The 15233-nt window shown below is 38.7% G+C and carries 8 protein-coding genes; 6 read left to right on the top strand and 2 right to left on the bottom strand.

Annotated elements, in window-relative coordinates:
- Positions 1-30 precede the first annotated feature (30 nt).
- The 3 genes from ACT3S9_RS09580 (at position 31) to ACT3S9_RS09570 (ending at position 7473) form a co-directional block, all read left to right on the top strand.
- Entirely contained in the window at positions 31-2400 is a 2370-nt protein-coding gene (locus ACT3S9_RS09580; RefSeq protein WP_444750916.1) for a DNA polymerase II, read from the top strand.
- Positions 2401-2644: 244 nt separating this feature from the next.
- A complete protein-coding gene (locus tag ACT3S9_RS09575) occupies positions 2645-5467 on the top strand; it encodes a TonB-dependent receptor domain-containing protein (RefSeq protein ID WP_444750915.1) in 2823 nt (940 codons plus the stop codon).
- Between the two features lie 257 nt (positions 5468-5724).
- Positions 5725-7473 (top strand): DEAD/DEAH box helicase, encoded by a 1749-nt coding sequence (locus ACT3S9_RS09570; protein ID WP_444750914.1) that lies wholly within the window; start codon positions 5725-5727, stop codon positions 7471-7473.
- A gap of 29 nt (positions 7474-7502) precedes the next feature.
- Here the strand turns inward: ACT3S9_RS09570 and ACT3S9_RS09565 are convergent, their stop codons facing one another.
- Positions 7503-7835, bottom strand: a complete 333-nt coding sequence (locus ACT3S9_RS09565; RefSeq protein ID WP_441994928.1) for a ribonuclease E inhibitor RraB — start codon at positions 7833-7835, stop codon at positions 7503-7505.
- Positions 7836-8050: 215 nt separating this feature from the next.
- Between ACT3S9_RS09565 and ACT3S9_RS09560 the strand changes: the two genes are divergently transcribed.
- Both ACT3S9_RS09560 and tamB read left to right on the top strand, forming a co-directional pair.
- Positions 8051-9778, top strand: coding sequence for an autotransporter assembly complex protein TamA (locus ACT3S9_RS09560; RefSeq protein ID WP_441994966.1), 1728 nt, complete (start codon positions 8051-8053; stop codon positions 9776-9778).
- On the top strand, positions 9778-13461 hold the full coding sequence (gene tamB / locus ACT3S9_RS09555; protein WP_444750913.1) for an autotransporter assembly complex protein TamB: 3684 nt from the start codon (positions 9778-9780) through the stop codon (positions 13459-13461). The genes ACT3S9_RS09560 and tamB overlap by 1 nt, the downstream gene beginning before the upstream one ends.
- Positions 13462-13754: 293 nt before the next feature.
- On the opposite strand, the gene queF is transcribed toward tamB, so the two are convergent.
- Positions 13755-14600: an NADPH-dependent 7-cyano-7-deazaguanine reductase QueF gene (gene queF, locus ACT3S9_RS09550; protein WP_444750912.1), complete on the bottom strand. Its 846-nt coding sequence runs from the start codon at positions 14598-14600 to the stop codon at positions 13755-13757.
- Between the two features lie 59 nt (positions 14601-14659).
- Between queF and syd the strand changes: the two genes are divergently transcribed.
- Entirely contained in the window at positions 14660-15199 is a 540-nt protein-coding gene (syd, locus tag ACT3S9_RS09545) for a SecY-interacting protein (protein WP_444750911.1), read from the top strand.
- Positions 15200-15233: the final 34 nt, after the last annotated feature.

Here is a 15233-nt window from a genome sequence, read left to right as displayed (position 1 = left end):
ACAGTGCCATATAGTAATTGGGATCACACATTGACACAAGCCATCTATCCAGGATTTATCCTTTCAAGAGAGCAATACACTGCAAAACCTTACCATGAAGGTGGCTCTATTAGTGTGTGTTACTGGCTGAGCTCGGATGTAGGACCCATAAAAGTAACTATAGCGAATCAACAAGCCGTATTTTTTATTCGTCAATCAGCGAAAGCTGCAGCGCAACAGCTTTTAATTTCACAAAATATACAGGTTGAATTTAAAAATACAACGATGCACCACTTTGATGGCGAGCTGTGCATTGGCTGCTACTTTTCAACTATAAGTGCCTTTTATAAAGCAAAAGCAGCATTTGATAATCAGTTAACAGTCTATGAAGCGGATATTCGCCATTGTGATCGCTTTTTAATGGAGCGGTTTATTCGTGGTGGTGTATGGGTCAAAGGTGATGTAAGCCATCAACAAGATTACCTACAAATTGACAATGCGCAATTAAAAGCAAACCCCAATTATACACCAAATCTTAAATCTCTCTCATTAGATATTGAATGTAGTGGTGACGGAGTTTTGTTTTCAGTTGCACTAGTCGGCGCAGGCCTTGATTGTATATTAATGATTGGCGAGCCAGAGCCTTCAGAGCTAGAGATTTATTGGTGTGAGGACGAAATAGATTTATTAAGCAAGCTGCAAGTTAAAATCATGCAAAGCGATCCAGATATAATTATTGGTTGGAACGTTATTGAATTTGATTTCACAGTACTTCACGGCCGCGCCGAAGCACTGGGTATTGACATAAATATTGGTCGTGCCGGTGAGCCATTAAAAGTAAAGGAAGGGCACTTTACTCGTTTATCAATACCTGGGCGCACCGTTATTGATGGCATTGATACGTTAAAAAATGCAACTTACCACTTTGATAGTTTCTCTCTTGCCAATGTTTCTCATAAAGTTCTTGGAGAAGAAAAACTAATACAAAGTGACAATCGCCTAGATGAAATTGTCAGACAGTTTAATGAAGATAAATTAGCACTCAGTGCTTATAACCGGCAAGATTGTGTGCTGGTTAATAATATATTTGAAAAGTTAAAGCTCACGGAGTTTGCTATTGTACGCAGCCAACTCACTGGGCTTGAGCTAGAGCGTATGGGCGGCTCGGTGGCGGCATTTACTAACTTGTATTTACCGCTATTACACCGAAGTGGTTATGTTGCGCCCAACTTAGGTGAGCACGGTTTAAGCTTTGAAAGCCCTGGTGGCTATGTTATGGAGTCCGTCCCGGGGCTTTATAAGAATGTGTTAGTACTTGATTTTAAAAGCCTCTACCCATCGATAATGCGTACATTTTGCATCGACCCATTAGGGCTAATTCGTGGTTTAGCAGAATCAGGAAAAGAAAATGCTATTAGCGGTTTTAAAGGGGGGCGCTTTTCTCGTAAAGAACATCACTTACCTAACTTAATAAAAGAGCTAACCAGCGCTCGCCAAACTGCTAAAGACACCCACCAGCCAATGCTTTCACAAGCTATTAAAATTATTATGAATAGCCTTTATGGAGTTTTAGGCTCAAAGGGTTGTCGGTTTTACGATCCTCGCCTGGCAAGTTCTATTACCTTGCGTGGCCACGATATTATGCAAACCACTAAAAAGTGGATAGAAGAGCTTGGTTATCAAGTTATTTATGGCGACACCGACTCAACCTTTGTGTGTTTAGATGAAAAAATGACTGACTCGGAATGTCAAAAGGTTGGTCATGAATTAGCCGAAATGATTAATTTAAAATGGCAACAAAGCATTAGCATTGAGCACGCACTACCGAGCCATTTAGAGATTGAGTTTGAGACTCATTATACAACTTTTTTTATGCCTACTATCCGTGGTAAAAGTACGGGATCAAAAAAACGTTATGTAGGTCAAACAAATATTAACGGACAAAAAAAGCTCATATTTAAAGGCATGGAAACAGTGCGTAGTGACTGGACTAAACTTGCTCAGCAGTTTCAGGTTGCACTGTTTGAAGCGCTATTTAATGATGAATTCGAACAGCAAGATATTGAAAATATAATAAAAAACTATACCCGGGAGCTACTGGCCGGCGAACTTGATGAGCTATTAATATACCGAAAAAGACTGGGCCAGCACTTAACTGAATACCAAAAAAATATTCCTCCCCATGTACAAGCTGCTAAAAAATACCAGCGAGAAAATCCGGAGTACCAGCCCGAACGCGGACAGTTCATTGAATTTATTTACACCAAACAAGGCTGTGAAATTTTCGATACTACTAAAAACTATTCCTTTGATTATCCCACCTACCTCAAAAAGCAACTCCAACCCCTTATTGAAATGATTGTTTATAATTTAGCCATAGATATTGCCTCAGGAGATGATTCGCAGTTAAATCTTTTTTAACAATGTTTTTGTTTAGTTACATAATTTGAGTGGTTATTTACTTTTATTCACATTTTTAAAGGCGTTTTTTATGTTTTTTTATTAACTTTGAAATATTTACGTATCTAAATTAAAAAAATGTAAATAAAAAGGTGGATATTTTGTGTTATTTGTTTATTATTTTGCTTATCGCACTTTAAGTGTGGTTAACAATAAAATAAGTTGTAAATAATAACCGTCTAAATGACGGCCCAGGGAGAATCAAATGTTAAATAATAAAGTCTCAAAAGCAGTTCGTTTAGCTATTGCTTTTGGTGCAGCATCAACAGCTGCATTTTCTGCAAGCTCAACTGCAGCAGAAGAAAGCGCTGAAAGTGTTGAGCGAATTGAAGTTACGGGTTCACGTATTCGTTCTACAGATCTTGAAACTGCACAGCCAATCCAAACAATTAGCCGTGAGGATATTGCAAATCAGGGTTTTACTTCAGTTATTGACCTTCTTGAAAATATGTCTGCGGCAGGTTCGCCACCAATCAGTCGCTCAGAACCTCTTGTTTCTGGTGAGAATGTTGGTGGGAGTTATGTGAACCTTCGTAATTTAGGTACTGGCAGAACTTTAGTACTTATAAATGGTAAGCGTTTGGGGATTACGACTTCTGGATATCAAGATTTATCGGCTGTTCCTATGGGAATGGTTGAACGTATCGATGTATTAAAAGATGGTGCATCAGCAATGTATGGCTCTGATGCTATGGCTGGTGTGGTAAATATTATAACTCGCAAGAACTTTGAAGGTCTTGAGTTCACTGTTTATGGTGCAGAGTACGACGAAGGCGATGGCGAGAAAAAGAATGTTAGTATGGTTACTGGCATCTCAGGTGACCGAGGCTCTATAACCTTAGGCGCTGAATGGCGTGATGAAGGTGATGTTTGGGCTAAAGACCGTTCATTTTCTGAAGTCTCATACCCTGGATACGATATTCCAAATAACCGCACTTTAGTTGGTCAATATGGTCGTTTTAACTACAATGACCAATGGTACGTTGCAAAGCGTCCAGGCAATGCATCATCATTTGACGATTTTGAACCACAAACTTATGAAAATGGTTCAAGTAATGCTAGTGAACAAATGCACTTAGAAACACCTCTTAGCGCGCGTTCACTCTATATTAGTTCAAATTATGCACTAACTGACGACATTAACTTTACCAGTGATATTGGCTATAGTGAGCGTCAGGCAAAACGCCAAGTTGCTGGTTACCCATATCAATCAGCTTCAGATGGGATTGTGCTAAGTGCAGATAGCCACTTTAACCCTGTTGGTGAAGATGTATCATTTACTCGTCGTGGTTGGGAAGTGCCTCGTACAACTGAAAGTAATCAAGATACATTACGCTTTACAGCAGCCCTTGAAGGTTCATTTGAACTAGCTGATCGTTATTTTGATTGGGATGTAGGTGGCGTTTATAGTAAAAGTTCTACAATTCAAGTTGATAATGGCAATTTATATAAGCCAGCTATTAAAGCAGCAACAGGGCCTTCATTCTTAAATTCAGCTGGGCAAGTACAATGCGGTACAGAAGCTGACCCTATTTCTTCAGCAGAGTGTATTGCTTGGAATCCATTAGCTGGCTTTGGTGCAGGCCCTGTGGAAAATTCTCTAGCTGATCCAAATGTACAAGATTTTCTATACCCAACTCTTCATTATCGTGGTGAAACACAAACAACCATGTATTTTGCTAATATTAGTGGTTTGATAGCAGAGTTACCTGCAGGTGGTTTAACCTTCGCTCTTGGCGGTGAATACCGTAAAGAAACAGGGCAGTATAACCCTGATGCACTTGCTCAATTAGGTGAAAGTACAACACTTGCATCTGGTGCAACTGGCGGTAAATACGATGTAACAGAAGCGTATGGTGAATTAAATATCCCTATTTTATCTGATGTAGCTGGTGCAAAGTCGTTAAGTGTTAACTTGGCAACACGTTATTCTGATTACAGTACTTTTGGTGATACAACTAATAGCAAAGTGGGTATTGAATGGCGACCAGTTGATGATTTATTGGTTCGTGGTACTTGGTCTGAAGGTTTCCGCGCTCCGACAATAAGTAGCTTATATGGTGGTAGCTCTCAAACCTTTACTACAGGATTTATAGATCCTTGTGATTCTGTATATGGTACGGCCGCGGGTTCTGCACGTTGTTTGCAAGATGTTCCAGCAAATTATCGTCAGCTACAACAGGGTTTCGTTCCAACAACAGGTCCTGCTGCACAAACACCAGTACCATTTAATAGTGGCTCAAATGAGTTTTTACAGCCAGAAGAGTCAACCAGCAAAACAATTGGTTTTGTATACAACCCAAGCTATGTTGAAAATTTAGATATTATTCTGGACTGGTGGAGCATTAAAATCACTGATACGGTTGTGTCTGATTCACCAAATGAGATCTTAAAAGATTGTTATATTGGTGGTGATGAATCACGTTGTGCTATGTTCTCGCGTGATCCAAGTAACTCTATCGTAAATGACCTAACTTATGGTACTCGTAATGCAGGCTTTACTGAAACATCAGGTATTGATCTTGCGTTAGCTTATGCGTTCGAAACTGAGTTTGGTGATTTCCGAGCTACTATGGATAGTACTTATTTACTTAAATATGATTCAAAATCAACAAATGAGCCAGAAACTAAAGTAGAATCTGATGTTGGTCATGGAGACATTTTCAGAACTCGTTCGAGCTTGGGTCTTAATTGGTCATATGGTGACTTTAGTGCAAACTGGGGGATCCGCTATTTCTCATCAATGCGCGAAGATTGTTACTTCGAGGATAAATGTAGTAATCCAGATTTCGAACGTGATTGGACTAATGGCGCTATAACACCGAAAAATAAAGTAGGTTCTACAACGTTCAATGATTTACAGTTAACCTACAATACGCCTTGGGAATCAAAATTATCAATAGGCGCGAACAACGTCTTTGATAAGCAAGGTCCAATTATGTATTCTGGTCCTAGCTCAACCTACTCTTACTATGGTGGTTTTGATATTGGTCGCCAGTGGTACTTCCGTTATTCACAAAGTTTTTAATTTAAATTTATAAACTAAAAATAATTAAACCCACTGATTTAGCAGTGGGTTTTTTTTCGGCTATTTAAACCTCCTGCTTCAGTAAGTATAAAATGGGTAAACTATTGACCTTAGACCAAGTTATACAAAAGAAATATTAGTCAATATTATGATCGGTTACTTATTTTAGGATGAGTATTTACTTTTAAATTAAATCTAAGTATTACTTATCATAATTTGTTAAAGTCTGCTTAATTTCAAAACCTAATAACTCCCTTATGACCTACACCCTTAGACCCTATCAGCAAGAGGCGGTTGAACGCACCGTTTTACACTTTAGAAAAACCAATGATCCTGCTGTCATTGTGCTGCCTACAGGTGCGGGTAAAAGTTTAGTCATAGCTGAGCTTGCGCGTATTGCTAAACAAAAAATATTGGTGTTGGCGCATGTTAAAGAATTAGTAGAGCAAAACTCACAAAAATATAAAAGCTTTGGGCTTGAGGCGAGTATATTTTCGGCAGGATTAAAAGAAAAATCGTTAAATCATCAGGTTACTTTTGCTAGTGTGCAGTCGCTATCGCGTAATTTAGATCAGCTTAATGAGCATTATTCATTGTTAATTATTGATGAGTGCCATAGAGTTAATGGCGATAAAAAAAGCCAATACGGTAAAGTTATTAATGCCTTGCAAGCGCATAACCCTCAATTAAAAGTATTAGGGTTAACGGCAACGCCTTATCGGTTAGGTATGGGGTGGATTTATCATCATCACTACCATGGTTTTGTGCGGGGCAATAAAGACAGCCCATTTAAAAGCTGTATTTTTGAATTACCGCTGCGCTATATGATCAAACATAACTATTTAACGCCACCCAATGAAGTGGATGCGGCGATTAGTCATTACGACTTTTCGGCGTTAACCAGTGACGCATTTGGCCGTTATACTAATGAGGATATGAATGCGTTATTAAAAAACAGCGCACGCGCAACGCAGGCCATTTTACAACAAGTAATACAATATAGTGAAAACCGCCAAGGTATTATGATTTTTGCCGCTACGGTTATGCACGCAGAAGAAATTTTAAGCTATTTACCTCATCAGCAAAGCGCCTTAATTACAGGTGACACACCTAATAGCGAACGCGATAAAATAATTAAGCAATTTAAAGCCAAGCAATTAAAATACCTGGTTAATATATCGGTACTCACCACCGGCTTTGATGCACCTCATGTTGATTTTATTGCTATTTTACGCCCTACTGAGTCGGTGAGTTTATACCAGCAAATTGTCGGCAGAGGACTTAGATTAGCCGAGTCAAAAACAGATTGTTTGGTGATCGATTATGCCGGAAATGGTTTTGATTTGTTTCACCCTGAGGTTGGCGATAAAAAAGGTGATAGCGATAACGAGCCGGTACAAGTGCTTTGTCCGGGTTGTGGCTTTGCTAATATTTATTGGGGTAAAACTGACTCTACAGGAAAGGTTATTGAACACTTTGGTAGGCGCTGTAAGGGCTTGTTAGAAGATGATGAAGGTAATAAAGAGCAGTGCGATTATCGTTTTCGCTTTAAAGAGTGTGATGAATGTGGTGCGCAAAACGATATAGCCGCACGTAAATGCCACGATTGCGGTGCGGTAATGGCCGACCCTGATGATAAGTTACGCAATGCACTAAACTTAAAAGATGCGCTAGTACTTCGTTGTAGTGGTTTATCGGTTACTCAACTAAAAGGTGAATTGATTAAAATAACTTATTTTGATGAAGATGGAGCCAGCTGTGATGAAGTTTATAATCTGGCAAATAAAGGCGGACAATTTGTATTTAATAAACAATTTGGTAAACGAGTAGGGCAAGGCCAAACACCTATTGATTTGAAAACCGCAGAGCAGGTAATTAAAGCACAGTTTGATTTAGTGCCACCCGATTTTGTGATTGCTCGCAAAAGTAAGCAATATGGCTGGAAAGTTGCTGATAAGCTATTTGACTATAAGGGAAGCTTTAGAAAGGCTAATCAGTTAACCTAATCAGGCTAACTGATAATATAATATTAAAGTTATGCTTCTTCAGCATTCAATCCCCAGCCGTCACCGTAGCCATTAAAGTTATTAGCAATGCTTTCAATGTATTGTTCCGCTTGACTTAATAGAGTGTGCTCTGGCACCATTTTTACTTGAGTGATCACTTCCCAAATGCCAGTGTCTTTACATTTTTCTAGTTCAGCATTTTGAACTAATGCATCAGTTACTACTTCTTTAGCAAACTTTTCAGCGTCAGTTTGTTGTTCAAATAAAAGAAAAAAATCGATTTGGTGCATTTTACTTAAATCAATGCCAGCAGAGGCTATTTCGGCTAAAAGTTGGCCGCTATCATCATCAGGAAATTGCATTAAAAACTCATTTAAAATTAATTTTATATTCGTAGGCACTATTGTAACCAAATTATTGTCTTAACGCGTACTAATTTTAACTATATTGGTTCTTATGTAATATATAATTTACCGTGTTGGAACGAAATTAAGTTAATGTGTTGCTCATTATGGCTGTGCTAATATGCACTTAATTAACTAATTGTGTATAAGATATTAAAAGTAAGGATATTTACTTGTTTATTAAGTTTTTACGTTGCATATGTGTTGTAAGTGCCTTACTTTCAGCAAACAGCTATGCGGCTGAAGAAATCATAGAAGATTACGAAATTAAAGGCTTAAGCGGAGATTTAGAAAATAATGTTGCTCTGTATCTTAAGCAATTAATTGGAGAAAAATCAACTCGTACACTTCTTCGTTATGCACAAAAGCAAGTACAAAATAGTACAAAAGCGCTTGGCTATTATAATCCTACAGTTGAAATTGAATATGATAAAGACGACAACGAGTTAATCGTAAAAGTTGAGCGAGGTCCTGCAACTCGAATAGAAGCAATTAATATCACCTTAAACGGTGAAGGTAAAAGTGATAAGCAATTGCTGGCGTTAATTAAAAATATTAACTTAAAGCAAGGTGATATTTTAAGTCATGGCAAGTATGATTCTACGCATAAAAAAATAGAGTCAATGTTGTTAGAACATGGTTATTTTGATGCTAAATGGCCAGCGCGTAAATTAGAAGTATCGGTTCAAAAAAATAGTGCGGTTATTACTTTTGTTATTAACACTGGTGTGCGTTATCAGTTTGGTGATATAGAAATTGCGAGTAATACCCCGGCAGAAAAGTACATACGCTCTCTAGCGCCTTTTACTCAAGGGCAACCTTATAAATCCACACACATTGCTGATTATAATCTTGATTTATCAAGCACACCTTATTTTGCAAGCGCGCGGGTTTACGCTGATATTGCAGCGCGTAAAAACAACCAAGTTCCAATTAAAGTCGATGTGCAGCCTAAGCCCGCTAATAGCTATGAGATTGGTGGCGGTTACAGCACTGACTTAGGCCCTAAAGTACGCTTTAAATGGAGTAAACCGTGGATAACTGAAGATGGCCACTACCTCGAAACCAATTTAAACGTGGCACAAAAGCAGCAGGATATTTCAATGGCTTATACAATACCTGTTGACGATCCTAACGATGATTTATGGCGATTATCTGCAGGCTATAAGTTAGAAGATGAGCTAACAAATGATACTTACAGTGAAATACTAACTGGTCAATTACAGCGCCAATGGTTAACTGAAGATAAATGGGTGCGCACCGCGTTTTTACGCCGCGACCAAGAAACTTATCGAATTGGTGATGAGCCAGAACAAAGTACAGAAATGTTAATGCCTGGTATTAGTTATGCGCGAAAAAAATCAAAAGGAGGTACTACTCCCTTTTGGGGGGAGCAGTGGTTAATTTCAGCTGAATTTGGCTTAGATGACGTGCTCTCAAGTACTAACTTAGTAAGAGTACAAATGCAGCATGCATGGCTACGCACCTATCTAGATCGCCATTTAGTTTTTTTAAAGGCAAATGTAGGTGCAATGGTCGTTGATGATATTGAAAACGTACCTTACTCACTACGCTTTTACGCGGGTGGTGATCAAAGTGTACGCGGTTTTGCTTATCAATCAATTTCGCCTGAAAACGATGATGGTGACCTTATTGGTGGTAAATATTTACTAACCAGCACAATTGAATACAACTATCAGTTTGCTCAAAACTGGCGAGCAGCGCTGTTTGTTGATGGTGGTACCGCCACTAATGATTTTTCGGATGACTTTGAAGTTGGTGCAGGTTTTGGTTTTCGTTATTTAACACCGGTTGGCCCAGTACGTATAGACCACGCATGGGGGTTAACAAAAGAAAGCAAAAGTACACGTTTGAGTATTACCATAGGGCCAGAAATTTAATGTCAGTATTTAAAAGAATAACAGCCTCCGTTAGTGCTATTTTAGCCACGCTCGTTATTGCAATATTTTGTTTGTTATTTACCGCACCCGGTAATCAATTTATTGCCTACAGTGCCAATAAAATAGTTGATGGGTTACATATTGAAATTAAAAATGGCCGCTTTGTTTATAACGATGCTTTTAACGTTCGCTTTACTCGCAACGGATTGGATTTTAATGCCCAACAATTAAGAGTTGATTTATTTTGGTGGCACTGCGATGGTATTTGTATCGATAATTTAAGTGCTAAATCTATAAATTTAACTTTGCCAAAAACCGCAGAAGCACAGGAAGAGCCTTCCTCGGAGCCACTTGAAAAAATCAGCTTACCTTTTAATATTTCTGTAAAAAATATAGCGGTAAATGAATTTAATTTAAACCACTCAAGTGCCAACGTAAGCGTTAATAGTTTTCAGCTTTCAGCAAAGGCAGAAGGCTCTAAACTGACGGTTAAAAACTTGAACATACCTAGCGTACTCGTTGCTTTAAAAGAACAAGACGCTAAGACACAAACGACCAAAGTAACTAAAGCACCGCTCACTGAGTTACCCGCATTACCAAATATTGAATTTACATCACCACTTGATTTAGTCATTGAAGCGTTTGATATAGCTAAAGTAACGATTGAGCAAGGTGAGGCTAAAAATAATATTGAAAACATCTCGCTGCAATTAAGCGTTGAAGATGAAGTAATTAATTTGCAGTCTCTTTCTGCGAGCTATGAGCAGTGGCAGCTCAATACTCAGCTTGACGCAGAGCTTGCGGGTAATTTACCTGTAAAAGGCAGTGTGATTTTACAAAGTGATGAGCATCAAGCTAATTTGCAGCTAAATGGTGATTTAGCTAACTTAAATTTAAACATAGAAACGAGTGGACAATACCCGCTAACGTTAACTGCTACTGCTAATTTAAAACAAAAAAACTACCCATTTGAGTTAAACGGTAAAATCAATCAATGGCTTATTGATGCACAAAGTAATGAGCTGAAGGTAAAAGATGTAAGCCTTAATGCAAAAGGAAATGCCGATGACTACCAGCTTAGCTTACTAGCAAATAGCCAATTAGGCGCGTATCCAGCTGTAGATTTAAATACCCAGCTAAAGGGAAGCCTTACAAAGGCAACGCTTGAAGCGCTTAGTATAAAAGCTAACGACAGCAGCGCTGTGATAAAAGCAAATGTTGATTGGCAACAGGGTATAAAAGCGAATTTCAATGGCACGCTTGCTAACTTAAAGGCGCAGTACTTAACGGATGCTGCAACGAGTGATATTTCAGGGCAGTTTAAAGGCTCATTTAATGCCGCTGCCGATGCGTGGCAATTACAAATGGACGACACAAAGTTAAGTGGGTTACTAAACGATGTACCGCTTGAATTTGCGTCAAATTTTAAGCTCGACAAAGAATTAAAAGCAAGTATCGATAGCTTTTATTTAAGCAGTGGCACCAATAAGTTAGTGCTAAGTGGACAGGTTGACGATACATGGAAGGTTGATGGCAAGGTAACACTTAAAAGTGATGAAGAAGCGAATATGCCATTTATTGCCAACGGTAATGCAGATTTAAAAATTAGAGGCGACAGGTTAACGCCCTCTATAGACTTAGGACTTATACTAGATCGCTTTATTTTTAATGAAATAAACATAAATAAACTTACCGTTAAAGGACATTTAGATACCGCCGCTGACTGGCAAACAAATTTATCGGTAAGTGTTGGCTCGGCCTTAGTCGCAGAACAACAAATTAATAGCGTTAAAATTGATGCCACTGGCGATAAAACAGATCATCAACTAACAGCATCAGTAGATGCAGAGCAAGGCCGTGTCGCTCTCGAGGTTAATGGAAAAATTAATAACGCGACTTGGAACGGCGAGCTTAGCAATGTAACACTTAGCGACAAAAAGCTAAGCTTTAACAACACTAAAAATATTGCCATTATGTTTAATACCCAAAGCGGGGATTTTGATGTGAGCGCGCATTGTTGGGCATCACAGCAAAGCAAGCTATGTATAGACACGCTAACTCAAGCAAAAGAGCTTGGTCAGTTAAATGCAAAGCTAAATAATTTAGCCCTGGAAGAACTTAAACACTTTTTGCCAAAAAACATTCACACACGGGGTGATATAACCGGTGATATGGCACTTAACTGGCAAAGCGGTGCGCTTAAAACACTGCGTACGAATATAAACTCTCAAGATCTAACGGCAATATTAACCTCAGAAGAAGACCGATTTAACCTACCTATAGAAACACTCAGTATTAGTGCTTATTCAGACTCCCAAAAAGGTCAACTCGAGGCTAATTTGGAATCAAGTGTGTTGGGTAAAATAAATACACAAATTAATATTGATGACATACAAAATACACAGGCGCTTAATGGCACGGTTAATATCGATAAAATACTGCTTTCAGATTTACAGCCATTTCTAGAGACTCTAGAGCAATTAAAGGGTGATATTAGTGGTAAAGTAGCGCTTTCAGGAACCTTAAAAGATCCTTTATTAAACGGTGAACTTAACGTTAGCGATATAAATTTAGAGGGAGAACAACTTCCTGTTGCGCTGCAAAAGTCAAATATAAATGTAGTGTTTGATAAAACCACAGCCACTATAAAAGGTGATTTAAACGATAATCAGGGTGGTAAAATAAACCTAACGGGTGATGTTGATTGGCAAGGCGCACAACCGGCTGTAAATGTTACCGTGATAGGTGAGCAATTTTTTGTACGCGCGCAGCAAGGTGTGACATTTAAGATATCTCCTGATCTAAAAATAGGCTTAGCCAATAATGCGCTCAAACTAGCTGGTGAAGTAGTCGTACCTTACGGTCGTATAATGATTGAAGAGCTCCCAGAAGGCGCGGTACAAGTTAGTGATGACGAAATTATCGTCGATCAAAAAACAGAGACCACAGAAAAAGTCCCGTTTGATTACGATATAGATTTAAAAGTGATTGTTAAAAACGATGTAAAAGTAGAGTCGTTCGGTTTGGAGTCAAAAGTAGCTGGCGACTTAGCCATAAAAATGAACCAAGGTGCGCCGATTATAGCCACTGGTGAGCTTAACTTGATTGATGGTACTTATTTAGCATTTGGGCAAGACTTAATAATTAGCACTGGGCAAGTAGGTTTTAGCGGTTCTATTGAGCAGCCGTATTTAAATATTAAAGCAATCCGTAACCCTGATAACACAGCAAACGACGTAGTCGCAGGAGTGACACTTACCGGTACTGTTGAACAGCCAGCACTAAAAGTGTTCTCTGAGCCTGTGATGGACCAAGCGCAAGCACTAGCTTACTTACTTAATGGGCAACCATTAGGAGATGGCGAGACCTCATCTGGCGATGCAATGCTTACACAATTACTGCTTTCTCAGGGAGTTAGCCAAAGTGAAGGCGTGGTTTCAAAAGTAGGTGAAACCTTTGGTTTATCAGATGTAAGTTTAAGCTCTTCAGGCAGTGGTGATAACACCAAAGTAGAAATATCAGGCTATATAGCACCAAGCTTACAAGTAAAATATAGTGTAGGTGTGTTTGATTCGCTTAGTGAAGTTGCTGTGCGGTATCAGTTGCTTTCTCAGTTATACATAGAAATTACTAGCGGGTTATATCAAAATGTTGATGTGCTTTATAAATTTGATTGGGACTAGCGTTAGATTAGTTAAGACGTGTTTGAATTTAATGCTGCGTTAGCCTATTTATGAGCAGTAGACGCACACAGCTGGCTATCATTTGCCTATAAAAATCTTTATCGAATTTGATAGCGTCAATCAAAAGTAATGCGGTTATTTGTCCAAGGAAAGGCTGTATTGATCGAGTTAAGCCACAGGTATCGTCAGCGTGCTTATCAATAACTCAAAATATTAGCTATCTGAAAAGCCGCTGATTCAACGATGCTAAAAGTCAGCTTTAGTTTAACCCCGAAATTAGCTGTGGCGAGCAATTACTGGCGGTTTATTTTCACTTGAAATGGTATTTCGTCAGATTTGCTTGAACGGTATGGGTTGATGTCTAATCCGCCGCGGCGCGTATAGCGGGCATAGACTTCAAGCTCAGTAATATTAAGCGAGGCCATTAAATCACAATAAATACGCTCAACGCATTGTTCATGAAATTCATTGTGGGTACGAAACGAAATCAAATACTTAAGCAGGGACTCACGGCAGATTTGTGCGCCACTATAACGAATAATAATACTCGCCCAATCAGGTTGTGAGGTAATTAAGCAATTAGACTTTAACAAATGGCTGTGTAGTGTTTCAGTCACTATCTCATTATTACTACTTGTTAAGATATTGGCATCAATATCGTAGCTATCAATTTCTATATCTAACTCATCGATGCATTCACCAGGTAAAGGTGTATAAGGCAGGCAATTATAATCATCGCTATTGTATAAAGTTACTACTACGGGTTTGCCCACTGCATTTGATAAATCAGTAATGAGTGCTGTTTGTACTTGTTCAAGAGAATCAAAGCGTGTTTGATTAAAGCTATTTAAATATAATTTAAATGACTTAGACTCAATTATGTGGCTACTTTGACAAGTAAAAATAAAACACGCAACGGCGACCACCGGCTTCCCTTTGGCGTTAAGCCAAGAAAGTTCATAGCCGGTCCACAGATCTTGGCCTTTAAAGGGCAATGTACTTTCGTCGATATTTAAGTTATCACGGTTTAACTTACGTGCAATAGGGAATAGTAGGCTCGGAGTATAGGTATCAACATATTCAGTTGATTGACCTAATACACTGCCTTTTAAATCAGGAGAGTTGCTGTAGTCTGTCATGTTGAATCTTTTCTGGTTACAATGGAGGGATTATACCTAAAGATAATGAGTTTCGCAGTATGTCAATTGTCAGTCAATTAAAACAACTTCATCAACATTATGCTGAGCAAGTACAAGCACGCACAAATAAACTACCGCTGATTGAGCACGACCCAGAATGGCCGAGCCCGTGTGAGCATGGCGCTGTGAACGAGCAGGGTCTTATTCAGTATCAGGCGATAGTAAGGCAACCAAGTGCAAATCTAAATGATTTAGCAAATGCCCTTGAGGTTGTGTTTCCTGATGCGTTAAGTCAGTTTTATGGCAGCTTTTTTTCAGGGCCAATTAAAGTGCAGTTAGATGACCATCATATAGAATTACTGCAAGTGTGGAATGAAGCTGACTATGATTTATTACAGCAAAATATAACCGGCCATATATTAATGAAGCGAAAGCTGAAGCAAGCCGAGACGGTATTTATTGGTTTGACAGAACAAGATGATTTATTGATCACTATATTGCTTGAAACCGGCCAGGTTTGCTTAGAGTATGTAGGTAAAAAGCCGCATCATGTACTCGCTGAAGATATAGATGGATTTTTACAGAAGCTTAAAGTTTAATTAGTAACTTTAAGCTTTCTGGGTGCTTAATAAC

The sequence above is a fragment of the Pseudoalteromonas sp. AOP31-A2-14 genome (genome assembly GCF_052378035.1).
Classification (GTDB): Bacteria; Pseudomonadota; Gammaproteobacteria; order Enterobacterales; family Alteromonadaceae; genus Pseudoalteromonas.
This window is presented reverse-complemented; position numbering and strand designations above follow the sequence as displayed.